Raw genomic sequence first — 25301 nt, forward strand, 5'->3', positions numbered from 1 at the left:
GTCAGTTCCTGATGGCCCAGAATTTCAGTTCAAGCTCGGCGAATTCGCCGGACACGTGGAACGCGAAACCGCCGGAGCGCTCGAGTTGTGCCAGGTCTTCGGAACTGAGTTCGAGGATGAAATAGGTTTTGTTCGAGTGGAACGCGATCTGCCGTGGGGCCACCGGCAACGGTTTGACCTTGATCCCCGGCAAGTGCAGGTTGACCAGTTGGCGGATACGCTCCACCGGGCCGACCTTGAGGTGCGCCGGCAAACGGTGGCGCAGTTCTTCGGAGTCGCAGTTGGCACTGGCTGCCAGCACGAACGACGCCGAGCCCAGCAGTTTGTGGTCGTGCAACGGCGAGACGATGATGCCGTACTGACGTGCTTGCAGGATCAGCTCGATGGCGTGCTGTTCGAGCACCATCGACAGTACCTGACGAATCGCTTCCATCAGCTTGCGGAAGCTGCCGCCCTGGTCGGCGTGGGAGTAGCGGCTGTCCAGACGCGGACGTTTGCTCTCGCCGGAAAAGGTCGCCAGATCGCCGAGCATGGTCAGCAGCGTGCGGTACAACTCTTCCGGGTGCACTTGCTCCAGGCCGAGGTAGTGGCGCAGCAGCAGTTCGGTGCGGTTGATCAGTTGCAGCATCATGAAGTCACCGACCTCAGCACCGCCGACCTTGCCGTTGGAGCGAATCCGCTCGGCAATCGTGTCGCCACGGTGGTTGAGCATGCTGATGACTTCTTTCAGGCACGACAGCAGGTAGCTGGAGGCGTGGGCCTGAATGTAGGTCGGCACGAAATCCGGGTCGAGGCTGATCACGCCGTCCGGCGTGGTGTCGAGCACGTCGCAGATCTTCAGTTTCACGTAAGCCTGATCGCTCTGCTGCTCACCGAGCAACAGTTTGAAGTCCGGGCGACCGCAGCTGACCTGGCTGGCGGAGTCGTCGCCGGCGTTGGAGTCGGCCACTTCGGCGTCGTACGCGGTGTAACGCGCAAGCACGTCGGACTGCTCCGGACGGCGCGACTCGATGTGGTTGCCGGTGACCAGCGGCAGCGCCAGATAAATCGGCGTGTTGCCGGTGTTCGGCGGCACGTCCAGCGCCAGCGGCTCGGTGTTGCCACCGAGTTCGAACAGGCTGCCGTCCGGCAGGATCCCCGAGGCTTCACTGATCACCAGTTTGCCCATGTTGAGGAACTGCAGGTCGATCTCCAGGTTGAGGAAACCCCAGGTGTAACCACCCAACAATTGCGTGCGGGTTTTCATCTGGTGATCGTAATAGCGATCGTTGTGCTGGAAGTGCTGCGGACGCAGCAGCATGCCTTCCTGCCAAATGACTTTATGGGTATTCATGATCAGTCATCCGCCTTGGCGAGCACTTGATTGGTGTTACGGATGCCGGTCTGGTCCAAAGTCAGATCGACTTCGGTGACTTCCAGCGGAGTGATCTGAACGGTGTGGCGCCATTGAGTGTCCGGCAAGTCGCGGTAAGCGGCGAGAACGCCGACATAAAGGCTGCCCTCTTCCACCTTGAGCTTCATCTCCACGGTTTCACCCGGGCGCAGTTCGAGTTCTTCGCTGGCCACCAGATCCGGATTGAGGGATTCCTTGGCGCGTTCGTACAGGCTGAAGAAGTCAGCGTTCTCGAAAGTCACCGGGTGCTTGAGTTCGAACAGGCGCACGACGATCGGCGACGGCCGACCGTTGAGGTCCGGGTTGAGCTGATCGCTGCCGGTCAGCTTCAGGTTGATCTTGGTCACTTTCGAGTACGGCGACAGCGACGAGCAACCGGCGAGCAGCACCAGCACGGTGAGCGCAGTCAGCGTCTTGAAAAAAGCGGTCGAGCGGCGAGACATGCGCATCATCCTTGGTGGTCGGTGTGGAGGGTGGAGATCAGGCGGATCTGTTCTTCGTAAGCCTGGGCAAAGTCGCGGGCCAGCAGGCGCTCGCTCCAGTCATCGTCCTGACGCAGCGCCTGGTGATAGCGGCCAAACGCTCTCCAGCGCCCGCCCGATGTCGCGATCAACGGCTTGTTGTCGCGCTCGAAACGCAGGGTCAGTTGCTCCGGCGAGAAGTGCTCCAGCGTGCCGCGTACGGCGGCGCGGCTGGCGGTCAGCAGTGCGACTTGATGCGCCTGCAGATCGCGGAACGCACGGGAGATCGCTTGCTCGGCCGGCAGATGGCCGGGCTTGCTTGGCTGCAACAGAATCTGCAGGGCTTCGCTCGGATCGACGGCGAATTTCAGCGGATTCTTGTTGGTGCCTTGCACGGTGGTCTGGGCCAGACGCAATTCGTTTTTCAGCTCCGAGCGGGTGCGCAGGCTCTGCTGCAATCCGCCGATGCTTTGGCGCAGCAAGCGCGCCGCGTTCAACGCCAGGGCTTCGCGTTCGTCGTGGCTGAGACCTTTGACGTCGACACCCAGCGCCGCACCGAAATGATCCCAGAAACCTTCGCTCTGGCGCTCGACGGCTTTCGGTGCCGGAGCGGGCTCAGGTTCGACCGGAGCGGCAATCAGCTCCGGCACCATCAGGCTTTCCATGTCGATACGTGCGTAGTCGGCACGCTGACGGGAATCCTCAGGCTTGGTGTTCGGCGCCAGCAGTTCGTCGATTTCCGAGTACACACGCTCTTGTTGCTCGAGAGCATTGAGCGGGTCGAGATCGAGGAAAGCATCATCGGGAATGATGCTGCCAGCGGCGCGTGGGCGGCCGACTTCACCGTCGAAGGTCGCCGGGTCGCGTACCAGGCGCGCGCGAATCTCGAAGTCGCCCAGCACGTAGGTGCTGCCGTGTTCGATGCGCACCGGTTCGCCTTTGTGCAGACGCGCGCCGCTCTCGCCGTCCTGGACACCGTTGCTGCTGGTGTCGGTGAGGAAGAACGTGCCCTCGCGGTAGCTGACAATCGCGTGGTGATTGGACAGGTGACGCTTGCGGTCAGGGATGATCCAGTCGCAGTCCTCGCCCCGCCCGATCACGCCGCCGGCCTGTTTAAAGGTCTTCTGGCACAACTCCGTGGGCACGAACTGCTTGGTGTTCAGCATTTCGAAAACCAATTCCATGTTTGATGCTCCTTGCGGTCACTTGCCGCGATTGACCGCTTGCGGATCACCCAACGGGCGATAGTCGTTGTCGTTGAATTTGTAATTGCCGCTACAGCCGCCAAGGCCGCATAGAACGACGAGGGTCAGCAGGACAGCGTGCCAGTGACGAACAGACATCAGAGGGTCTCCAGGTGTAGACAAAGCACAAAGCGCCGACCCTTGCGGGCGGCGCTGAAAATGGTTTTTGCGAGGATTTCGATGACGTTTTGCCTACCCATCGAAATCTCCCAGATTGATGTTCAGACGGCCGAGCCGATATAGCAGCGTGCGTCGCGGCAGACCCAGTTCGCGGGCGGCGAGGGTCTGGTTGCCGTCGTTTTTGCGCAGGCAATCGAGCAATAACGTGCGTTCGACCTGCTCGAGGCGTTCACGCAAATTCAAGTGGCTGTTGTCTTCCGGCATTGCCTCCATGCGCAGGGAGAAATGCTCGGCGAGCAACTCGCCGCCTTCGCACAACAGCACCGCACGTTCGACCAATGCCTTGAGTTCACGCACGTTGCCGGGGAAGTTGTAGCCGGACAGGTGTTCCAGCGCGGCACTCGACCAGCGCACCGGATCGCGTTGCAAATACGTGCAGGTCTTCTCGGCGAAGTGCTGGGCCAGTTCGAGGATGTCGCCTTCACGCTGACGCAGCGCCGGCAGCTCGATCGGGAATTGCGCGAGACGGTAATACAGGTCCTCACGGAATTTGCCCTCGCTGACCAGCGTCGACAGATCGCGGTGCGTTGCGGCGATGATGCGTACATCGATTTTGTGCGTGTCGTTGGAGCCCAGCGGACGGATCTCGCCTTCCTGCAACACGCGCAAGATCTTCGCCTGCAACGACAACGGCATGTCGCCGATCTCGTCGAGCAACAACGTGCCGCCATTGGCCGCATCGAACAGGCCGGCGCGGTCGCGATCGGCACCGGTGAACGCGCCTTTGCGATAGCCGAACAGCTCGCTTTCCAGAAGATTTTCCGGAACCGCCGCGCAGTTCTGCACGATGAACGCCTGAGAACGACGCGGGCCGCAATCGTGAATCGCCCGGGCGACGACTTCCTTGCCGGTGCCGGTTTCACCGCGCAGCAGCACGGTGTACGGGCTGTGCAGGACTTTGCTGATCAGTGAATGGGTCTGGCGCATCGCCGCGCTTTTACCGATCAAGCCATAGCCACTGATGCTCGGCACGCTGCGTGCCACCGTGGTCGATTCCGCCAGCGGCTGACGCAGGCGTTGCAACAAATGCAATTGGCCAAGCACGAACGAGCCGAGCTGGCCGAGGGAATCAGCGAAGCCTTGCAGGTGGGTGCGACGACGGCTGGCGCACAGCAGCAAACCTTCAACAGCTTTGTGCTGATTGACCAGCGGCACGCACAACAGCGACTGCCACGGCGAGGTCGCCGCCGGCAGAAAACTGGTTTCGTGCAGGCTGCCGCTCAAGTCGTCGAGGCACACCACGCGGTTCTGGCACAGGGCAAATTGCAGCAGTTGTTCACCGTTGTAATCCGCCGGCAGGCTCGCCGCTTCACGCGGTTGCAAGGCGCCGTCGAGGCATTCGGCGTTCATCCCCAGGCACGTGTGAGTGGCGTCGAGCAGATACAGCTGCGTCAATTCGCAACCGCTCAACTCGGCCAGACCACGCACGAAGTCACCCAGCAACGCAGCACCGTCCGCCGCCCGCGACAGACTGGCGAACTGCGCCAGCAACGCTTCGGCATAGACCAGTGGCTGCGGCACCTGAGTGAACATCACACCCACCTCAGGCGAACTCGCACGTCACGCTGGCATCACCGTCGAGCGTGGCATGCACACGCTTGAGGCTTTCGCCGGTGGCCATGGCGTCGAGCAGACGATCCGCCACCAGCGGCAGCACGTGCTGATCGAGCAGATGGTCGATCAGGCGCGCGCCGCTGTCGCTTTGCGTGCAGCGCTCGGAAAGGTGATCGACGAGATTCTGGCACCAGCTGAAATCCAGCTGACGACGATTCAGGCGCTCGCCGAGACGACCGAGTTTGATCTCGATCAGCTCGCGCAATACCGGGCCGCCGACCGGGTAGTAAGGCACCACTTTCATCCGCGCCAGCAGCGCCGGTTTGAAGTGCTTGCTCAGCACCGGGCGAATGGTTTCTTCGAGGACTTCGGCAGTCGGACGTGCGCCGTTTTCGCAGAGGTCGCTGATCTTGTCGCTACCGAGGTTCGAGGTCATCAGGATCAACGTGTTGCGGAAGTCGATCTCGCGACCTTCGCCGTCGTTGGCCACGCCTTTGTCGAAGATTTGGTAGAACAGGTTAAGCACGTCCGGGTCAGCCTTTTCGACTTCATCGAGCAGCACTACCGAGTACGGTTTCTGGCGTACGGCTTCGGTGAGCATGCCGCCCTCGCCGTAACCGACGTAGCCTGGTGGTGCGCCGATCAGGCGGGAGACGGTGTGCTTCTCCTGGAACTCGGACATGTTGATGGTGGTGATGAAACGATCACCGCCGTACAGCAAGTCAGCCAGGGCCAGCGCGGTTTCGGTTTTACCGACGCCGCTCGGGCCGACCAGCAGGAATACGCCGACTGGCGCATCAGGTTTGTTCAGGCCGGCAGCGGTCGCACGCATCGAGCGATCCAGGGCGTGCACGGCTTGTTCCTGACCACGGATGCGCGTGCGCAGGTCAGTGGCGAAACTGGCGACTTTGGCGTTGTGCTCGCGGGCCAGTTGCGCCAATGGCACGCCGGTCCAGGCGCTGATGACTTCGGCGACCAGACGCGGGCACACTTCGAAGCTGACCAGACGCTCCTTGACCTGTGCGGCGGTCAGGGCGCTGTGGGTTTCGTTGAGCTGGGCTTCCAGCGCTTCGACGCTCTGGCCTTCTTCGACTTCGGCGGCAACGGTTTCGATCACAGTGCCTTCGGCGTCTTCCTCAACGGTCACCACAGGCTCGACGGCTGCGGCTTCGCGGGCCTTGGCCAGTTGCTGACGCAGTTCCAGCAGGCGCTCGGCCAGTTGCTTCTGTTCAGTCCACAGGGTTTCCAGCGCGACCATTTCAGTTTCGGCTTCGTCCAAACGCGCTTCCAGTGCCTCCAGCGCTTCATGGTCGATCAGCAGACCAGCCTCGGCATCGCGACGCAGCGCCTGACGCTGACGGCCACCTTCAGCCAGTTCGCCACGCAGGCGCTCAAGACTTTCCGGGGCGGCGGCGAGGCTGATGCGTACGCGGGCGCACGCGGTGTCGAGAACGTCGACGGCTTTGTCCGGCAGTTGCCGACCGGCCAGATAACGTGCGGACAGTTCAGCCGCCGAGACCACCGCGTCATCACGCAGGTAGATGCCGTGGCTCTTCTCGTAAACCTGGGCCAGACCTCGGAGGATGGTCACCGCTTCGCTGACGGTCGGTTCGTGCAGTTGCACTGGTTGGAAACGACGGGCCAAGGCCGGGTCTTTCTCGAAGTATTTCTTGTACTCAGCCCAGGTGGTTGCAGCGATGGTGCGCAATTCGCCACGGGCCAGCGCCGGTTTCAGCAGGTTGGCCGCGTCGGAACCGCCGGCATTGCCGCCCGCGCCGATCAGGGTGTGGGCTTCGTCGATGAACAGAATGATCGGTTTTGGCGAGGCTTTGACTTCGTCGATCACGCCTTTGAGACGACGTTCGAATTCACCTTTGACGCTGGCGCCGGCCTGCAAAAGGCCCATGTCCAGCGACAGCAGTTCAACGCCTTTGAGCACTTGCGGCACTTCACCGGCAGCAATGCGCGAAGCTAGGCCTTCGACGATGGCGGTCTTACCGACACCGGCCTCACCGACGACGATCGGGTTGTTCTTGCGACGACGGGCGAGGATGTCGACCATCTGCCGAATCGCGCCGTCACGGCACAGCACCGGGTCGAGTTTGCCGTCGCGGGCCTGCTGGGTCAGGTTGTGGGTGAAGCGCTGCAACAGCGATTCGCCCTGGGCGGCGGGTTTGCCATTGGCCGCCGGTTGCTCTTTTTGCGACAGAGCAAATTCCTTCAGGCGATCGATGTTCAGCTTGGCGAGCAGCGGCTGATAACGGCTGCCGGCGTAACGCATCGGATTGCGCAGCAGGGCGAGGATCAGCGCGGCGTCTTCGACCTGGGTCTGGCCCAGTTCGAGGTTGGCCACCAGCAGCGCATCTTGCAGCCACTGCACCAGTTCCGGGGCGAACACCGGATTACGCGAAGCGCTGTGCTCGACGCGCGATTGCAGCGCGGCGCTGAGTTCGCCGGCGTCGACGTCTGCATCCTGCAGTGCGCGCGACAACAAGCCGTTCGGACGCTCGAGCAGACCGAGCATCAAATCTTCGACGAGGATCTTGCTGCCGCCACGGGCCACGCAACGCTCGGCCGAACGCTCCAGATCACGACGGGTTTCGGCGTCCAGCGCCTGGATGAGTTGTTGCAGGTCTACGTTGATCATGGCTCACGTCCTTAATGAATTTTGCTGCCCAGGGTCACCACGCCGTCCGCTTTTTCGCGGCCCAGCCAACTGGTCCAACCGAGGCGACAGGCGTTCTGCTCACCGATGCGCAGTTCGCGGATTTCTTCCTGGCGCAACACCAGGCGGATGTCGTAATCGAGCGGGTCACGCAAGGTGAACCGCACCAGCGCGCAGAGCGGCTGGTAACCGAAACCGATCGGCAGGAATTCATGGAATCGCTGCCAGTCGAGTTCGGTGATGTGAATGCGGAATTTGCCGCTGCGGTCGCGCACGTGTTCACCGAGCACAAGGTCTTCACCGAGCAGGCTGTTGGCACGACCCAAACGATTGCGCTGCTCTTCGAGAATTTCTACGCGGCGCTCGATGCACTGCTCGATGACCAGGTCTTCGTGCTTGAAGTAGTAACGCAGCACGGCTTCGATCAGCGCCGCCGAGTGCGCGCGCAAGCTGAGCAGGCCGAGGTACGGCAGCAGGCGCTTCCAGTTGAGTTCCTTGGCCTTGCGGATCTCGTCGCCGCCGAGACCGATCAGCGCAAACAGCTGCGCCGAAAACGGGTCGAGCGCGCCGCTCTGGAAACTTGCGCGATAGCGATACTTGCGCCAGATCGGCAGCATCAGCCGTTGCAGGCGATGGTGGAACAGGTCGAGGAAGTTGCGCGTCGGGTTGCCGTCCTCGCTGTCGCCCAAGGCTTGTTCGCCGTAGAACGCCGGCAACGGCGAGCCCGAGCCGACCAGGCCGATCAGGTTGAAACGCACGCGCGCGCGCATCTGCCCATGCTCTTCGAAGAACTCGACGCGATCGACGTCGCTGCGCGGAAAGCCCAGGCTCGGGTTGGCCTGGAACTCCACATGGTCGTACAGATCGTCTTCGCTCAGGTGCGGGTGTGCCTCGCGCAGCCGGTCGATCACCAGCAGCACGGCCTGAAACAGCGAGTACTCGCGTATTACCTTGGTCAGCCCGCTTAAAGCAGGGGCTGCAGGCCCATACGTGGTGTCCATTGGTACACCTCTCCCTGTGTGCTTTTTACGCGCAGCTCATGGAATGAATTGAGACTGGCGTAAAGCGCGAAAAACTCGTTAAGAACCGAAGCGAAAACGAACAGGTCGCCTTCGCCGATATACCCTTCCGGGTCGATGGTCAGTTCGGTGCGCAAACCGCGCACCGGCAACCCACGGTGCAAGCGGTCAACGTGGTGATGCTTGATGTGCTTGAGGCCGCCGAGCAGGCGTTTGCTGACCTTCTCCGCGTGCTGGTCGTAGTAGCGCGGCAGGTCGTAGGTTTCGAGAATCACCTTCAACGCATTGACGTCGGCCAGCGACAGATAGTTAAGCGACATGTTGCTGATCAGCTTCCACAGGAAGTCACGGTTCAGCGGTGGCGCGAAACTGGAAGTGGCCGGGGTGATGTTGCGGAAACTGAGGAACTCCGGCGTCTCTTCGCAGGCCATGCAGATGTCGCCAAGCTTGAGCTTGCGCGGCAGGTTCTGGTTGGTGCAGATCAGCTCGATCGACAGGGTTTCGTGGGCTTCGGTGTGGCGGATGCCGAAGCTCAGATAGGTGTCGAGACCGTCGTGCAGCAAGGACGAACGCTGGCGGATGCTGTAATGCGGACGGCTGTTGGGCACGTCGAAACTCGGGTCGTGTTCGAAGGATTCGAACGGCACGTATTCCTGATAACCGAGACCGCCGGGCTTCCAGCCGGTCACGGTTTCCACCGAGAACACGCCGCAGTTTTCCAGATCGTATTCCGCTGGGAGCAACAGGTATTCATCCTGTTTGCCGTCGAGGCGAATCGGCAAAGCATCGTGGGCGAACAGGTTGGCAATCGGCGTGCAGAACAGCTTCACATTATCCAGCGTCGGCCGCATGCGCATGATGCCGCTCTTGCGAATGTCGAAGCGCAACTCCAGGCCACGCATCTGCTTGAGGGTGTCTTCCGGCAGCGCGTTGATAATGTCCAGACCGTTGACGTCGACGAACAGAAACTTGTCCTGGAAGGCGAAGTATTCCTGCAGGTAGCGATAGCCACGGAAGGTGTTCAGCGGATACGGGATCAGCGCTTCTTCTTCGGCAAAGCCCACCGGTTTGACTCGATCACCGGGAATCTTGAACGCCATCGGCTTGCCGCTGACGCCATCGATCGGTTTGCCGGCACCGTCGAGCGGGATCAGTTCGATGCCTTCGAGGTTGCGCAGCAGGCTCAGGTAGAGCATCTGGCTGATATAGCGCTCGCCGGCAAAGTGCAGACGCAGTTTGCTCAGTTCCAGCTCACCGAGGTGGCCGTCGGCGCTCATTTCCAGACGCAGGCTGAGCAGCGAGCCGTCGCCCTTCACCGAGTAGTTCAGTGCGGCCAGATCGAGGGGCAACACTTCGGTCGGATAGCAAGTGCGGAAGCGGCAACGCACGTCTTCGATCGGCTTGCTTTCAACCGGCGTATCACGCTCGACGCGCAACGCCGGCCCGGAACGCTTGAGCGGATCGAACTGCAAAATGCTGAACGCCGGCAGCGGGCGCATGTAGTTCGGCCAGAGCAATTGCATCAACGAATGGCTGAGTTCCGGCAGCTCGTCATCGAGCTTCTGGCGCAGCCGCCCAGTCAGAAACGCAAAGCCTTCGAGCAACCGCTCCACGTCCGGATCCCGCCCTGCCTGGCCCAGATACGGCGCCAACGCCGGACTACGCTCGGCGAAACGGCGACCGAGTTGGCGCAGTGCGGTGAGTTCGCTTTGGTAGTAGTGGTTAAAGGACACGGGTTATCTGCCTGGTAGTGGAACTTATGGAAATACCAACCTGATGATTACGCTCGATACCTGACCTGATCATTGGATGGCACTCTCAGGCTGGCTCGGCTGGATGCGCCCGACCTTGTTTCGCGATGCCCAACGCAACTCGACAACTTGAGAAGCGAGGATTGCCAGCAACGTGACGCAACCTTGAGCCACACCATAAAACAAGGCTCTCAGTGGGTTGTCGGGTAGCATCCAAAGCAGGATGAAGCCCACCATAAGGCTCAGGATCACCAGCTTGGCGACAAGATTCGGGATCAGCGCAGCTATCAAATTGACACCAAGAAAAATGTAAAACAGCGCGTAGCTGGCCATACCGATGGCAACTCCACGGGTGGTGAACCCGCCGTTCAGATGCTTGTAGGCATGTACGACTGCATTATTCAAAAACACGTAGGCCACACACCCCACGGCATGGAAAAACAAGCAACTGGCAAGACGGGTGTAGTTGCTCATGCTGGTCCCAGATTTCCGTACCACGATCCAAAGCCATGAATAGCTACAACAGCGGCCAAAACCGAAAGCGTTAGGGCACGGTGAAGGCGTGAGCGTCGAGCCGCGCGATGCGAAGCTGTCAGTAGCAATACCAAACTCAATATCGCCAGACAGCCAAACAGGTCACTGTCAGCAACGCCGGCCAGATACCCCTGTAAACTCATTGCATCCATGCTTACCGTTCTCCTACTTTCTCAGTTGACGAGGCCAACCTATTTTTGAAATCAGGCATTAACGACACTCTGAAACTATCCAACTTTCCCAGCCTTCAGAGCCTGGATAAACAATCATCTCTCCACGAAACTCAGGGGCAATACCGGGACTGCCCTCGTCCCGCCAGAGATACCATTCTGATGTTTTTAGCAGATCATCATTTTTTGTATAAACACGATAAAAATACGGACTGCTGAAATACTTGAAAACACGCCCGACCACTACGCCCAAAAAATTGTAATTGGGCACATAGGTTGCGATATAGCAACTACCAGATTCATTCCAGTCAACGTACAGAGGCTTCGCGGCCTTCGAGCTAAGCACCTTCAAGCTCAAAAGAATCAAAACCGGCACAAGCGCGCACAGTGAAAGAATCAAGACCCAATTTTTAGGTGAAGCTTTCATGGCATCGCCTTTGGCTTGATCGATCGTTGCGAAAATTCGGCAAAGTCTGCAGCGGTGAAACGATGATGAATTGATACGGGGATTTTCTTGACCGTAGAGTACACAAACAAATCACCACCCTTTCCAAAACTATTGCGGTAACTGTTGTAGCTATCGTTGGTCACCTTGAAATAAAGCTGCCCCTCGACTTCGTATGTTTTTGGCGAAGTTAAATATGCATAAACGCTAGGCCTGACAACACCGTCGTGATTCCAGTATCCGAGCAACTGATCGTCACCATCTTCATTCAAAAACTCATAGGTATCACGTACATAACACCCAATCTCTTCAATCGTTAATGTAGCAGGCATTTTTTTCGTCTTGGGAGTTGTACTGAATTTCGTGACTGCAAACTTAACCACGAATCCACCCAAAGTACCGTACACGTCATCAAGTGGATTATTCTTCTTTTCCGAAGTGGTAATCCCTATCGATCGAAAATTATATTGGGTAGCAGTCTCCAGCATTCTTGCGCTCAAGGCACTGTAGTCATGAGCGCCCCTTACGAGATCCTGGCCAGTTTCATCAAGAACTCCGAGTGTTCTCATGCAAGTCATAAATTGCAAAAGTCCCGGTGCTAACTGCGTTAGTCCTCGCTGACGACCGATAAACTCATTGTATTGACTGGGGCTTGTGGCCTTCGCAAGAAGCTCCTTGATGGTTTCACCTGTGTGGGGCGAGGAGGAGGTGAGCCATTCAAAATCCAAATCATCAAACAGCTTTTCTGCGGTGATCTTGTCAACAGCGAGACGCCCCCGTTTCTCGCTTGGGGACATCTCAAAAGGCGCACCGTCGAACCAGCGCTGCATGAGTCGAGCACTTTCCTTCCAGCCCATTTTCCTCATCACACCCGGAATATCTGTGATCTGGAAGCTATCGACAGCCGCCTCCGCAGGCTTCTTGTCAGAGGAAGGGGTGAGCTGAGCTGTTACAGGAGTGGGTGCCGGCATGTGATAGTCCCTTAAGCAATCACGAGCGAAGACTGTTCTTCGACGATAAGCGTGACACTTTCAGCAAGGTGAGAAGCGATAGGCTTCGTTCGGCCTTGCGCATCAGTAACGCCCTTGACCTCCTTACCGGAGGCTGTACGCAATGTGTATGACCGGTCAGCAACCGGTGCTCCATTCCTAGGATTACGAACAACAAAGTGCTGGCTGAACGGCCACTGAATCTCCACCGGCAACGGCGGCACAAACGGCGCCGGCGAATGCGAATTGCCGATAATCACCGTTCCGGAACCTGCCGTAACCTTGTTGCCATGCGTACCTTCAGAATCGACGGTGACAGCAGATTTACCGTTGATTTTTACCGTCGTGGCAAGGCCCCCGACCATCGCACCACCACACGCAGAGGCATCGCCTTCACGGGCGGCCGCGAGGCCGTCGAAGAACACGTCGCCGGAACCGGCGGCGATCGGGTTGGTACCGTGGCCTGGAAGTGGGCAAGCGGTGGGGTCGGATACGCGTGCTGCTGGTTTGCCAGACATCGGGGATCTCCTTAGGTGACCTTCACTTGTCCGCTGCCATCCAGGCGCGCGGAAAAACTGACCTGACGCTTGAACCCTTCAACTTCCAGCAGGCCTTCGATGCTGAAGGCGAGGCGAAGCTGATCGTGGTCACGCGGCAGGGAAATGACACGCACGTTGCTCAGGCGCGGCTCGTAGGCTTCGATGAAGTTTTCGATGGCCAGACGGGCCTGACTCAGGGAGTCGTGCAGGCTCAGACGCATGTCATTGAGATCGGGCAGCCCGTAGTCGGCCAGCGTTTGCACGCTGCCGGCCCGGGTGCTGAGCATTTTGGCCAGATGGGCAGCCACTGACGCCATGGCACAAGCCTCAAGGCTGTTGCCCTTGCGTAGTTGCGCGTCGCCGTTGAGGCGTTCGAACAGGCTGCCGTATCCGTCCATGAGTCGCTCTTACTCTTTGTCCAGCTTGCCAACCAGCGACAGGGTGAAATCGGCACCCATGTACTTGAAGTGCGGACGCACGTTCAAGCTCACGCGGTACCAGCCCGGCTCGCCTTCAACGTCGCTGACGATCACTTGCGCAGCGCGCAGCGGACGACGGCCACGCACTTCGGCGCTCGGGTTTTCCTGGTCGGCAACGTACTGACGGATCCACTTGTTCAGTTCCAGCTCGAGGTCGGTACGCTCTTTCCACGAACCGAGTTGCTCGCGCTGCAACACTTTCAAGTAGTGAGCCAGGCGATTGACGATCATCATGTACGGCAGTTGGGTGCCGAGCTTGTAGTTCAGCTCTGCAGCCTTGCCTTCTGCGCTGATGCCGAAGAACTTCGGCTTCTGCACTGAGCTTGCGGAGAAGAACGCCGCGTTGTCGGAGCCTTTACGCATGGTCAGGGAGATGAAGCCTTCCTCGGCCAGTTCGTATTCACGACGGTCGGAAACCAGAACTTCGGTAGGAATCTTGGTTTCGATTTCGCCCATGCTTTCGAAATGGTGCAACGGCAGGTCTTCAACCGCGCCACCGCTCTGTGGGCCGATGATGTTCGGGCACCAGCGGAATTTGGCGAAGCTGTCGGTCAGCTTGGTGCCGAACGCGTAGGCAGTGTTGCCCCACAGGTAGTGCTCGTGGCTGTTGGCAACGGTTTCCTTGTACACAAACGATTTGACCGGGTTTTCTTCCGGATCGTACGGGTTACGCAGCAGGAAACGCGGCACGGTCAGGCCAACATAACGGGAGTCTTCCGAAGTACGGAAGCTCTGCCATTTGGCGAATTGCGGGCCTTCGAAGTGGTCTTTCAGATCTTTCAGATCCGGCAGGCCGGTGAAGCTTTCCAGACCGAAGAATTTCGGGCCGGCAGCAGCGATGAACGGCGCGTGCGACATGCACGAAACGCTGGCCACGTACTGCATCAGCTTGACGTCTGGCGAGCTTGGCGACATGTAGTAGTTAGCGATGATCGCGCCCACAGGCTGACCACCGAACTGGCCGTATTCAGCGGTGTAGATGTGCTTGTACAGGCCCGACTGCATGACTTCTGGCGAATCTTCGAAATCGTCCAGCAGGTCTTCTTTGGAGACGTTGAGGATTTCGATCTTGATGTTTTCGCGGAAGTTGGTGCGGTCGACCAGCAACTGCAGACCACGCCACGACGATTCCAGAGCCTGGAAATCCGGGTGGTGCAGGATTTCGTCCATCTGACGGCTGAGCTTGGCATCGATCTCGGCGATCATGCGGTCAACCATGGCCTTCTTGACCGGCTCACCGTTGTTCTGCGGCTTGAGCAGTTCTTCGATGAACGCCGACACGCCACGCTTGGCGATGTCGTAGGCTTCGTCGTCCGGAGTCAGACGGGTCTCGGCGATGATGCTGTCGAGAATGCTGTACTCGCCGTTGCCGGCGCTCTTCTCTTGTGCTGCGCTAGTGCTCATTGTGTTGGCTTCCTTGGCTGGAGTCTCAGGCGTCCGGGGCTGCGGCGTTCAGGCCCAGCTCACCGAGTACGCGACCGCGGGATTCGTCGTCGGCGAGCACGCCTTCGATCGCTTTACGGAACGCAGGTGCGTTACCCAGCGGGCCTTTGAGGGCCACCAGCGCATCGCGCAGTTCCATCAGTTTTTTCAGCTCAGGCACTTGCTCGACCAGGCTGGCCGGGTTGAAGTCCTTCATCGAATTGACGCGCAGTTGCACAGCCAGCTCGTCGGCCTCGCCATCTTCCTGCAGACGGTTCGGCACGCTCAGCGTCAGACCCAGCTCTTGCTTGGCCAACACTTCGTCGAAGGTCATCTTGTCGATGCTGATCGGCTTGCGATCTTCGATTTTGCGATCGTCCTTGCGGTGGGTGTAGTCACCGATTGCCAGCAGCTTCAGCGGCAGTTCAATCTCTTCCTGAGCACCGCCGGTGGCGGGTTTGAAGGTGACGTTGATGCGTTCCTTGGGGGCTACCGAGCCTTCTTTGGCCATGGCTTTTCTCCTTGCGGTTGTGGCCCTGGGGCCTATTCGAGTACCACTTCGAGGTCGAGGTGGCACAGCCTGCGATAAATCTCTTCCTTGCGTTCACGTACGGCATGGTTCTGCGGCAATAACTCGCAGCAGCTATGCAGTAGATGCAGCACTTCCAATGCAAGATCGGGCTCCCAGGCGTGCAGGCCTGAGTCCTGTAATGTCTGATCGAGGGTTTCCAGCTGGTTCTTGGCCAGTTCGTATTTCTTGGCCATGAAGCACAGGCGTGCGAGGGCGAACTGCCAGAAGAAGCGTTCGCGCCCACCGTGAGCGGATTGCAAACCCTGCTTGAGCGTCTGCACGGCAGGCTTCAGGCCTTCCTTGCGCAGCAGCGGCAGGACTTCTTCGAGGGCTTTTTCCCAGGCCGGCTGGGTTTCGACGTTTTCGCTTTCGACCTTGCGCGGCGCACTGGCGCTTTGCAGGTGCGGCATGACGTTGGCGGCGATCCACGCCCGGGTGGACGGATCGGCAAACGGCGCGCCGTCATGGAAACGCAACTCGACAATGCCGGGCAGCCGTTGAACCAAAAGCGCGAAGTGGATTTCCACTTCGCGCATTGCCAACTCGGCGTTGAGGTTCTGGAGACATTCCCAGACCATCCTCTGGCCATCGAACCAGAACGGCGCCTTCGCCAGGCTCGCCTCCAGTTCCACCAGCAGATCAGCGTATTTGCCCTGATCGAAACGGTCCTGATAGAGCTTGAGTTTTTCCAGCGGCAGACCGCGCAATACGGTGATCTGCTCGGCGTTGCGCTCCGGCACCGCGTCGATGGTCATCCACAACAGCGTGCGATTGAGGCGCAGGGCGCGCAGGTCGGTGGCTTTCTGCTTGAGCCACCAGGCGCACAGCGGACGCGCGCTTTCCTGTTGGGCGCGCAGGGCTTTGTGCGCGTCTCGTTCGTTATCGATCGGTGCGCCAGGGGTGAGCAACTGGCTCGCGGCCTGCTTGACCTGCGCCACTGCCGCACCCACAACGCCGGGGGCCGGTTGGTTGTCGGCCGCGCGCTGGATCATGGTTTTCAGGCGACGGGAAATCGGCAGCAACAGCGGCGAGTCATCACCCAAGTGCTCAGCACAAGCCGCTTCGAGACCGGACAGGTGCTCGGACAGCTGCCGGAACATCGGCAACTGCTCTTTGATCGCAATGTTTTCGGTGATGACCTGCTCGAGACGCGGCACCAGCCAGCCGATGGCGGCGGCACGGGTGCGGGGTTTGAGCGGGTGAACGTCGGCCCAGTTGTTTTCCGACAGATGGTGCAGCAACCCGAGCCCGGCCAGCAGCCCGGGGAAGGATTCGCGCTGGTACAGCGACCAGGTCAGCCAGGCGCCGACACGCAAATCCTTGGATTGGGTACGCAGCAGATTTTCGCTGTTTTCGCGAATTTTCAGCCAGTCGATCTGCCCGCTTTCGTGCATCGAAGAGGCTTTGGCCAGCTCGCTTTCCAGCGCCTCGAATTCGCTCGAAAAACGAACGTCTTCGCCCGCGAAATTCTCTTTGGAAACAGAGACTTTAGCGAGTTCGAGGTAATGGGCGGAAAGTTTGCTTGAGTAGGACATCCATGGCCTTTATTAAGGATTACAGTCAGGCGCCTATTGGAGTAACCGCGGCGCGGGACAGTATCGAAGAGCGGTGGTGCGACTCATCCAATTGAGATGTGCTCTTTCAAGTGGGCGCATCGTAATCACTATGATGGCCACTAGCAAGCATCTGATTAAACAACAAGACGAAGTGTTCTTTGTTTGTTGTAGGAGGTTTCCCTATATTCAGTCAGGGAATCCCCGATGCTCTGTTTATATTCGCATACCCGTACAAAACACCGGGAAAGCTTGATTTAGAGCGATCGTTCCAACTGCCATCGATCACCGGAAACCGGGGCAGGCGAGAATGACGCGGAGCATGACGGGTTTTGAAAAAATCGGATGTAGGATGATTCCGAAAGACTTCAGTGTTGTTTCAACAAATCACAGCGAGACAACCAACAACTCAGAAAGTGCCATCAATATGATGGCTTTTATATATAGAGTATTGATTTAACTGTGTGAGGCTGATCGATAGCCAACAAACGCAATCAGTCAGTCGGCCTTTATTAAGGCTTCACGCCAGAATAAATCGGCAGGCATAAAAAATGGGCACCCGACCGCAATCGGTGTGCCCATTTTTTTCTGCGGTTCTCCCCGTTATTCGAGGAGTTCGCCGCAATTAAGGATTGACGCTGTCTTTCAACGATTTGCCTGGCTTGAACGCCACGGTGTTGCTGGCCTTGATTTTGACCGGTTCGCCGGTCTGCGGGTTTTTGCCGGTGCGGGCGCCGCGGTGGCGCTGCAGGAAGGTGCCGAAGCCGACCAGCGTCACGCTGTCCTTGCGGTGCAGAGCGCCGGTGATTTCTTCGAGAACGGCGTTGAGTACGCGGTTGGCCTGCTCTTTGGTCAGATCTGCTTTTTCAGCGATTGCAGCGGCGAGTTCTGGTTTACGCATTAGTGAAGCCCCTTTGACGGTTTTTTGTTGTTATGTCCGTGCTGTTCTCGTTGGAACAGCGCCCAAGGCGCCGCAGGCTCTACTCTGCGGCAGACGGGAGTGAGAATGGCACGCGGATACCGGCGGCGCCAGTCTCCCCGCGACCTTTGTCGGGGCAAAAGCGGGGTGATTCCGACAGAACGACCGGTATTTACGCCAGCAGCGCCGGAAGCTGTTTGTTCAGGGCGAGTTTTTCCATGACTGCCGCGCCTGTCAGCGTGTAACCAAGCAATTGACCGTCTGCGCTGTGGCACAAGGCTTTGATGTCGGCGCCCTGCCCTTCAACCGTCCAGACGCCTTCGCTGCCCCGTGGCGGCGGCGAAACCACCAGTGGGCACACCGGGGTTTTAACGGTGATCGGCATCGGGCCGTAGCTCACCGCGGTCGGGTTTCCGGCGAGGGTTTGTGCCAGTGCTCGCGCACAACTCATGAGGGGCATCACGTACAGCAGATTCAGCCCATCGACTTCGGCACAATCGCCCAAGGCATAGATGTTGGCGTGGGAGGTTTTCAGATGGCGATCCACCACGACGCCGCGGTTGACCTGTACGCCAGCGGCCGCCGCCAGATCGATACGCGGGCGCAAGCCGATGGCCGAAACCACCACGTCGCAAGGAATGACCTGGCCGTCGGACAGATGCGCTTCGAGGCCGTCGGCAACTCTCTGCAATCGGGTCAGCACCGGACCGAGGTGGAATTTCGCACCCAGGCTTTCCAGCCCGGCCTGCACCGCTGCCGCAGCGGCCGGGTGCAGCAGCATCGGCATGACTTGTTCGCACGGCGCCACCAGTTGCACTTCGTAGCCGCCAAGAATCAGGTCATTGGCAAACTCGCAGCCAATCAGGCCAGCACCGAGCAGCAGCACCCGACGCTTGCCCGCCGCAGCGGCGCGGAAACGTGCGTAGTCTTCAAGATCATTGATCGGGAACACCAGATCGGCGCCATCGCCTTCGATGGGCACACGCACGGTTTCTGCGCCCCAGGCGAGGATCAGGTCGCGGTAGTACACCGCCTCCTCGCCAATCCACAAGCGCTTGTGGCCGGCGTCGATGCCGCTGATGCGCGTATGAGTGCGCACCTCGGCCTTCAACTGCTCGGCCATCGCGCCCGGTTCGGCCATGCTCAGGCCGTCGGCGTCTTTGTTCTTGCCGAAACCGGTGGAGAGCATCGGCTTGGAGTAAGAGCGGCCGTCATCGGCGGTGATCAGCAGCAGCGGGGTTTCGCTGTCGAGCTTGCGAAACTCGCGGGCCAGGTTATAGCCCGCCAGCCCAGTGCCAATGATGACGACAGGTGCGCTCATGCCTTACTCCTTTCGATTTGCTTAGTTGATTTCGATCATTTCGAAGTCCAGCTTGCCGACGCCGCAGTCGGGGCACAGCCAGTCTTCCGGCACGTCCTGCCACAGGGTGCCCGGCGCAATGCCGTCATCCGGCCAGCCGTCGGCTTCGTTGTAGATCAGGCCGCAGACCACACATTGCCACTTTTTCATTCAAGTACTTCCTCAGGGTTCAGGCTTATTGCCGGCGCGGATGGTCGATGGGTGTTGCGCTGCCATCCGGCTCAGGGCGTTTTGTACTGATGGAGCCGGGCAGATGCAAGCCTGTTCGGCGCAATGGCGCCCCGGATCAATCAATCTCGCAGCTCGCCATGGTAAGCTCGCCGCCTCATTTGCGGCCAATAATGACTCATTGTGCAACATTCAAATGCCTGCCCGACCCCGCTCTGGCTGACCCAAAGCCGACTGACGCCCCTCCCCGATTCGTTGACCCTCGACTGGCTGTTCGACGAAGGCTCCCTCACCCGCCGCCTGACCCGGCTGTCCGGCGACGGCTTCAGCGTGACGCCGCTGTTCGAAGGCTGGGACACCCTGCGCGCTGACGAATGTGCCGCGCTAGATCTGGCCGAAGGCAGCGAAGGCTGGGTGCGAGAGGTGTATTTGCGCGGTCACGGCGAGGCCTGGGTGTTTGCCCGCAGCGTCGCCTCGCGCGCCGCCCTGCAGGGCGACGGTTTGCACATGGATGAACTGGGCAGCCGCTCGCTGGGCGAATTGCTGTTTTGCGATCAGGCGTTCCAGCGTCGCGCCCTCGAAGTTTGCCACTACCCTGAACAATGGCTGCCACCAGCCGCGAAAGCGCCCGAATTGTGGGGTCGCCGTTCGCGCTTCGACCGTGGCGCGTTGAGCGTGCTGGTCGCGGAAATCTTCCTGCCTAGCCTGTGGAGCGCCGCCCGCGCCCATCCGGAGAACTGCTGATGTATCAGAGCCTGCTCAAGTCCCTGAACCGCTTGAACCCGCGCGCCTGGGATTTCGTTCAGTTGACCCGCATGGACAAGCCGATCGGCATTTACCTGCTGCTGTGGCCGACGCTATGGGCGCTGTGGATTGCCGGCAAAGGCTCGCCGTCGTTGGCCAACATCGTGATTTTCGTCCTCGGCGTAGTGCTGACCCGCGCCGGAGGTTGTGTGATCAACGACTGGGCCGATCGCAAGGTCGACGGCCACGTCAAACGCACCGCGCAACGGCCATTGGCTGCGGGCAGAATCAGCTCGAAAGAAGCATTGGTGTTCTTCGCGCTGTTGATGGGCGTGAGTTTTCTGCTGGTGCTGTGCACCAACGCGCCGACCATCTGGTTGTCGCTGGGCGGTTTGGCGCTGGCCTTCACTTATCCGTTCATGAAGCGCTACACCTATTACCCGCAAGTGGTGCTGGGCGCGGCGTTCTCATGGGGCATGCCGATGGCGTTCACAGCCGAAACCGGCGAGCTGCCGGCAGCGGCTTGGCTGCTGTGGATCGCCAATCTGTTGTGGACGGTGGGTTACGACACCTATTACGCGATGACCGATCGCGATGACGACTTGAAGATCGGCGTGAAGTCGACGGCGATTCTTTTTGGCGAGGCGGACCGGGTGATCATCCTCAGTTTGCAGGCGTTGTCGCTGGGTTGCCTGTTGCTGGCGGGGTCGAAGTTCGAGTTGGGGACGTGGTTCCATCTCGGCTTGCTGGTGGCTGCTGGCTGTTATGCGTGGGAATTCTGGTACACCCGCGATCGCGACCGCATGCGTTGCTTCAAGGCGTTTTTGCACAACCACTGGGCCGGGTTGGCGATTTTCGTCGGGATCGTGCTGGATTACGCGTTGCGATAAGGATTCACAACTGTGGGAGCGAGCCTGCTCGCTGAATGCGTCGTGTCAGTCAGCCATTACGTTAACTGACACACCGCTTTCGCGAGCAGGCTCGCTCCCACAGGGGATTTGCGTTTATTTGGCCTTGGCGACTTTCCACGCGCCGTCCATTTTGCCGTCGCCGGTCATGTCACCGGCTTTCTTGTCCATCACAAAGGTGTACAGCGGCATGCCTTGGTAGGCCCACTGCATCTTGCCGTCGTCACGCTTGATGACAGTCCAGTCACCCATCGACTTATCGCCTGCCTCAGCCATCAACGGCGGCCAGTTCGTTGCGCATTTGTCGTTGCACATCGACTTGCCGCCCGCGTCCTTGGCGAAGGTATACAGGGTCATGCCCTTGTGGTCGGTGTACATGCCGTCCTTCTCCATCGCCGGATCCGCAGCCAGTGCAAATCCAGGCAATGTCAGGGCCGCAGCCATCAGCAGGGCTTTGAAAGAAACAGTCATTTGAGTCATGGAAACCTTCTTTTGTGGTTGTCAGGATTCGGACTTAGAGCTTAGTTGAGGATTTGCACAATCGCCGCCGGACTAAAATACTGTCACACGACTGCAATAATTCCGTTATCTAATGCGGCGCAAGACAGTTAAATGACAAGAGGATTAAGGCATGGTTGGCAGGAGCATTCTGATCGTCGACGACGAAGCGCCCATTCGCGAAATGATCGCCGTTGCGTTGGAAATGGCCGGCTATGACTGCCTCGAGGCGGAGAACTCGCAGCAGGCCCACGCCATCATCGTCGACCGCAAGCCGGACCTGATCCTGCTCGACTGGATGCTGCCCGGCACCTCGGGTATCGAGCTGGCCCGTCGCCTGAAGCGCGACGAGCTGACCGGGGACATCCCGATCATCATGCTCACCGCCAAGGGCGAAGAGGACAACAAGATCCAGGGGCTTGAAGTCGGCGCCGACGACTACATCACCAAACCGTTTTCCCCGCGCGAACTGGTTGCCCGCCTGAAAGCCGTGCTGCGTCGCGCCGGCCCGACCGACGGCGAAGCACCGATCGAAGTCGGCGGCCTGCTGCTCGACCCGATCAGCCACCGCGTGACCATCGACGGCAAACCCGCCGAGATGGGCCCGACCGAATACCGTCTGCTGCAATTCTTCATGACCCACCAAGAACGCGCCTACACCCGTGGCCAGTTGCTGGATCAGGTCTGGGGCGGCAACGTCTACGTTGAAGAACGCACCGTCGACGTGCACATCCGCCGCCTGCGCAAGGCCCTCGGCGACGCTTACGAAAATCTGGTACAAACCGTGCGCGGCACCGGCTACCGGTTTTCCACAAAAGCATAAAAAAACAGCTGCAAGCTTCTAGCTACAAGCGGCAAGCAACAGCGAGCCGCTCTGACTTGTAGCTTGCAGCTTGAAACTTGAAGCTGCGGCTAAGGACGCCCCCGTGAATCAAAACTGGCATGGCACCCTGATTCGCCACATGCTGTTGCTGGTCACAGCGTGTCTGGTGATCGGCCTGATCACCGGCTATTACGGCTGGAGCCTCGCGGCGGGTCTGGGTATTTATCTGGGCTGGACGCTCAAGCAGTTGCTGCGTCTGCACGAGTGGCTGCGCCAGCACCAACCCGACGAAGCACCGCCGGACGGCTATGGCCTGTGGGGCGAAGTGTTCGACAGCATCTACCACCTGCAACGCCGCGACCAACGTGTGCGCGGGCGCCTGCAAGCGGTGATCGACCGGGTGCAGGAATCCACCGCTGCGCTGAAAGACGCGGTAATCATGCTCGACAGCGACGGCAACCTGGAATGGTGGAACCGTGCTGCCGAAACCCTGCTCGGCCTCAAGACTCCGCAGGACAGCGGCCAACCGGTGACCAACCTGGTGCGCCATCCACGCTTCAAGGAATACTTCGAGCAGAACAGCTACGCCGAGCCACTGGAAATCCCCTCGCCAACCAATGATCGCGTGCGCATTCAGTTGTATCTGACCCGCTACGGCAACAATGAACACTTGATGCTGGTGCGCGACGTCACACGCATCCATCAGCTGGAACAGATGCGCAAAGACTTCATCGCCAACGTCTCTCACGAATTGCGCACGCCGCTGACGGTGATCTGCGGCTATCTGGAAACCCTGCTCGACAACGTCGAGGAAGTGAATCCACGCTGGAGCCGCGCCCTGCAGCAAATGCAACAACAGGGCGGGCGCATGCAGACACTGCTCAACGATTTGTTGCTGCTGGCGAAACTCGAAGCCACCGATTACCCGTCGGACAACCAGCCGGTGCAAGTCGACACCCTGCTGCAATCGATCAAGAGCGATGCGCAGCAATTGTCCGGCTCAAAGAACCAGCGCATAACGCTGGAAGCCGATGCCGGCCTGTTGCTCAAGGGCAGCGAGGCGGAATTGCGCAGTGCGTTTTCCAATCTGGTGTTCAACGCGGTGAAGTACACCCCGGCCGAGGGCAACATCCGCATTCGCTGGTGGGGCGACGATCAGGGCGCGCACCTCAGCGTGCAGGATTCCGGGATCGGCATCGACAGCAAACACTTGCCGCGCCTGACCGAACGCTTCTACCGCGTCGACTCCAGCCGCAACTCCAACACCGGGGGCACCGGGCTCGGCCTGGCCATCGTCAAGCACGTGCTGCTGCGCCACCGCGCACGCATGGAGATCAGCAGCGTGCCCGGTCACGGCAGCACGTTCACCTGCCATTTCGCCCCGGCGCAAGTGGCCCAGGCGCGGGCGATCAGCGCCGCTGAGTAATGTCGCACTAGGCAATCGCCAGGTCAGCCGCTACATTGGCTGACTTGTGCCTGCCTTTCAGGCGCGACTTTTCTCTCTTTTGAATCACACGGAACCCGCAAAACTCCATCATGGACCCTTCCCCTGGCTTGTCCCTCGCAACAATATTCGCCGATTTCGGCATGATCCTTTTTGCTCTGATCCTGGTTTTGCTCAACGGCTTTTTCGTTGCGGCGGAATTCGCCATGGTCAAACTGCGCTCGACCCGGGTCGAGGCCATCGCTGATCAGAACGGCTGGCGCGGGCACATCCTGCGCACCGTACACAGTCAGCTCGATGCGTACCTCTCGGCGTGCCAGCTCGGTATCACTCTCGCCTCGCTTGGCCTCGGTTGGGTCGGTGAGCCGGCCTTTGCGCACATTCTCGAACCGCTGCTGAGCGCGGTCGGCGTGCAGTCGCCGGAGATCGTCAAAGGCGTATCGTTCTTCACCGCGTTCTTCATCATTTCGTACCTGCACATTGTGGTCGGTGAACTGGCCCCGAAATCCTGGGCGATCCGCAAACCCGAGCTGCTGTCGCTGTGGACGGCGGTGCCGCTGTACCTGTTCTACTGGGCGATGTACCCGGCGATCTATCTGCTCAACGCCAGCGCCAACGCGATTCTGCGGATCGCCGGCCAGGGCGAACCCGGCCCGCATCACGAACACCATTACAGCCGCGAAGAACTGAAACTGATCCTGCATTCCAGTCGCGGCCAGGATCCAAGTGATCAGGGCATGCGTGTATTGGCGTCGGCGGTGGAAATGGGCGAGCTGGAAGTGGTCGACTGGGCCAACTCCCGCGAAGACTTGATCACCCTGGAATTCAATGCGCCGCTGAAAGAAATCCTGGCGATGTTCCGTCGCCACAAGTTCAGCCGTTATCCGGTGTACGACAGCGAGCGCCAGGAGTTCGTCGGCCTGCTGCACATCAAGGATCTGCTGTTGGAGCTGGCGGCGCTGGACCACATTCCCGAGTCGTTCAACCTCGCTGAACTGACCCGTCCACTGGAGCGGGTGTCGCGCCACATGCCGCTGTCGCAGCTGCTGGAGCAGTTCCGCAAGGGTGGCTCGCACTTCGCCGTGGTCGAAGAGGCTGATGGCAACATCATCGGCTACCTGACCATGGAAGACGTGCTGGAAGTGCTGGTCGGCGATATTCAGGACGAACACCGCAAAGCGGAGCGCGGGATCCTCGCTTATCAGCCGGGCAAGCTCTTGGTGCGTGGTGACACGCCGCTGTTCAAGGTGGAACGCCTGTTGGGCATCGACCTTGATCACATCGAAGCGGAAACCCTTGCCGGGCTGGTCTACGAAACCCTGAAACGGGTGCCGGAAGAGGAAGAAGTGCTGGAAGTCGAAGGCCTGCGGATCATCATCAAGAAGATGAAAGGGCCGAAGATTGTGCTGGCCAAGGTGTTGATGCTGGATTGAGTGCAATGCGGGATACCGCGTTGCCTGCTAAAAGA

Annotated in this window: 25 protein-coding genes; 5 read left to right on the plus strand and 20 right to left on the minus strand. The window is 59.5% G+C overall.

What is annotated here, in order from left to right; all coding sequences use genetic code 11:
- Position 1 precedes the first annotated feature (1 nt).
- From tssK to PspR84_RS28840, 19 genes are all read right to left on the minus strand, one after another.
- The gene (gene tssK / locus PspR84_RS28750; protein ID WP_007920300.1) at positions 2-1333 is read right to left on the minus strand and encodes a type VI secretion system baseplate subunit TssK; all 1332 of its coding nucleotides are present in this window, start codon (positions 1331-1333) and stop codon (positions 2-4) included.
- A 2-nt stretch (positions 1334-1335) separates the two neighbouring features.
- Positions 1336-1836: a type VI secretion system lipoprotein TssJ gene (tssJ, locus tag PspR84_RS28755; protein WP_007920299.1), complete on the minus strand. Its 501-nt coding sequence runs from the start codon at positions 1834-1836 to the stop codon at positions 1336-1338.
- A gap of 5 nt (positions 1837-1841) precedes the next feature.
- On the minus strand, positions 1842-3038 hold the full coding sequence (gene tagH / locus PspR84_RS28760) for a type VI secretion system-associated FHA domain protein TagH (protein ID WP_034152083.1): 1197 nt from the start codon (positions 3036-3038) through the stop codon (positions 1842-1844).
- Between the two features lie 18 nt (positions 3039-3056).
- Entirely contained in the window at positions 3057-3197 is a 141-nt protein-coding gene (locus tag PspR84_RS28765) for a hypothetical protein (protein ID WP_003229566.1), read from the minus strand.
- Positions 3198-3290: 93 nt separating this feature from the next.
- A complete protein-coding gene (locus PspR84_RS28770) occupies positions 3291-4811 on the minus strand; it encodes a sigma 54-interacting transcriptional regulator (protein WP_108224961.1) in 1521 nt (506 codons plus the stop codon).
- A 10-nt stretch (positions 4812-4821) separates the two neighbouring features.
- Positions 4822-7479 (minus strand): type VI secretion system ATPase TssH, encoded by a 2658-nt coding sequence (gene tssH, locus PspR84_RS28775; RefSeq protein ID WP_160059949.1) that lies wholly within the window; start codon positions 7477-7479, stop codon positions 4822-4824.
- A gap of 11 nt (positions 7480-7490) precedes the next feature.
- Positions 7491-8498, minus strand: a complete 1008-nt coding sequence (gene tssG / locus PspR84_RS28780) for a type VI secretion system baseplate subunit TssG (RefSeq protein ID WP_160059950.1) — start codon at positions 8496-8498, stop codon at positions 7491-7493.
- Positions 8462-10249, minus strand: a complete 1788-nt coding sequence (tssF, locus tag PspR84_RS28785) for a type VI secretion system baseplate subunit TssF (RefSeq protein ID WP_160059951.1) — start codon at positions 10247-10249, stop codon at positions 8462-8464. The genes tssG and tssF overlap by 37 nt, the downstream gene beginning before the upstream one ends.
- 69 nt (positions 10250-10318) lie before the next feature.
- Positions 10319-10741 carry a hypothetical protein gene (locus PspR84_RS28790; protein WP_160059952.1) on the minus strand — a complete coding sequence of 141 codons (423 nt, stop codon included), beginning with the start codon at positions 10739-10741 and terminating at the stop codon, positions 10319-10321.
- Between the two features lie 270 nt (positions 10742-11011).
- On the minus strand, positions 11012-11398 hold the full coding sequence (locus PspR84_RS28795; RefSeq protein WP_146011287.1) for a hypothetical protein: 387 nt from the start codon (positions 11396-11398) through the stop codon (positions 11012-11014).
- The gene (locus PspR84_RS28800; RefSeq protein WP_102356311.1) at positions 11395-12387 is read right to left on the minus strand and encodes a DUF6402 family protein; all 993 of its coding nucleotides are present in this window, start codon (positions 12385-12387) and stop codon (positions 11395-11397) included. Before PspR84_RS28800 ends, PspR84_RS28795 begins: the two co-directional genes overlap by 4 nt.
- An 11-nt stretch (positions 12388-12398) precedes the next feature.
- On the minus strand, positions 12399-12923 hold the full coding sequence (locus PspR84_RS28805) for a PAAR domain-containing protein (protein ID WP_160059953.1): 525 nt from the start codon (positions 12921-12923) through the stop codon (positions 12399-12401).
- A gap of 11 nt (positions 12924-12934) precedes the next feature.
- On the minus strand, positions 12935-13342 hold the full coding sequence (gene tssE, locus PspR84_RS28810; RefSeq protein WP_007920274.1) for a type VI secretion system baseplate subunit TssE: 408 nt from the start codon (positions 13340-13342) through the stop codon (positions 12935-12937).
- 9 nt (positions 13343-13351) lie between these two features.
- Positions 13352-14827, minus strand: a complete 1476-nt coding sequence (gene tssC / locus PspR84_RS28815; protein ID WP_007920272.1) for a type VI secretion system contractile sheath large subunit — start codon at positions 14825-14827, stop codon at positions 13352-13354.
- 25 nt (positions 14828-14852) lie between these two features.
- A complete protein-coding gene (tssB, locus tag PspR84_RS28820) occupies positions 14853-15356 on the minus strand; it encodes a type VI secretion system contractile sheath small subunit (protein WP_003229587.1) in 504 nt (167 codons plus the stop codon).
- 32 nt (positions 15357-15388) lie between these two features.
- Entirely contained in the window at positions 15389-16951 is a 1563-nt protein-coding gene (tssA, locus tag PspR84_RS28825) for a type VI secretion system protein TssA (protein WP_007920270.1), read from the minus strand.
- Positions 16952-17594: 643 nt separating this feature from the next.
- A complete protein-coding gene (locus PspR84_RS28830; RefSeq protein ID WP_003213368.1) occupies positions 17595-17870 on the minus strand; it encodes an HU family DNA-binding protein in 276 nt (91 codons plus the stop codon).
- 190 nt (positions 17871-18060) lie between these two features.
- A complete protein-coding gene (locus PspR84_RS28835; protein WP_160059954.1) occupies positions 18061-19209 on the minus strand; it encodes an FAD-dependent oxidoreductase in 1149 nt (382 codons plus the stop codon).
- 21 nt (positions 19210-19230) lie between these two features.
- Positions 19231-19398, minus strand: coding sequence for a rubredoxin (locus tag PspR84_RS28840; protein ID WP_034152097.1), 168 nt, complete (start codon positions 19396-19398; stop codon positions 19231-19233).
- A gap of 201 nt (positions 19399-19599) precedes the next feature.
- Between PspR84_RS28840 and PspR84_RS28845 the strand changes: the two genes are divergently transcribed.
- Both PspR84_RS28845 and ubiA read left to right on the plus strand, forming a co-directional pair.
- Positions 19600-20160, plus strand: coding sequence for a chorismate lyase (locus PspR84_RS28845; protein ID WP_160059955.1), 561 nt, complete (start codon positions 19600-19602; stop codon positions 20158-20160).
- Positions 20160-21050, plus strand: coding sequence for a 4-hydroxybenzoate octaprenyltransferase (gene ubiA, locus PspR84_RS28850; protein ID WP_160059956.1), 891 nt, complete (start codon positions 20160-20162; stop codon positions 21048-21050). The genes PspR84_RS28845 and ubiA overlap by 1 nt, the downstream gene beginning before the upstream one ends.
- 114 nt (positions 21051-21164) lie before the next feature.
- Here ubiA and PspR84_RS28855 read toward each other — a convergent pair whose 3' ends face one another.
- The gene (locus PspR84_RS28855) at positions 21165-21548 is read right to left on the minus strand and encodes a hypothetical protein (RefSeq protein WP_160059957.1); all 384 of its coding nucleotides are present in this window, start codon (positions 21546-21548) and stop codon (positions 21165-21167) included.
- Positions 21549-21699: 151 nt separating this feature from the next.
- On the opposite strand from PspR84_RS28855, the gene phoB reads away from it, so the two are divergent.
- The 3 genes from phoB (at position 21700) to PspR84_RS28870 (ending at position 25266) form a co-directional block, all read left to right on the plus strand.
- Complete coding sequence (phoB, locus tag PspR84_RS28860; RefSeq protein WP_007896474.1) at positions 21700-22389, plus strand: phosphate regulon transcriptional regulator PhoB; 690 nt, start codon at positions 21700-21702, stop codon at positions 22387-22389.
- Between the two features lie 139 nt (positions 22390-22528).
- Positions 22529-23815 carry a phosphate regulon sensor histidine kinase PhoR gene (gene phoR, locus PspR84_RS28865; protein WP_238785362.1) on the plus strand — a complete coding sequence of 429 codons (1287 nt, stop codon included), beginning with the start codon at positions 22529-22531 and terminating at the stop codon, positions 23813-23815.
- Positions 23816-23925: 110 nt separating this feature from the next.
- Positions 23926-25266, plus strand: a complete 1341-nt coding sequence (locus PspR84_RS28870; RefSeq protein WP_007920256.1) for a hemolysin family protein — start codon at positions 23926-23928, stop codon at positions 25264-25266.
- Positions 25267-25301: the final 35 nt, after the last annotated feature.

Source organism: Pseudomonas sp. R84, assembly GCF_009834515.1.
Lineage (GTDB): Bacteria > Pseudomonadota > Gammaproteobacteria > Pseudomonadales > Pseudomonadaceae > Aquipseudomonas.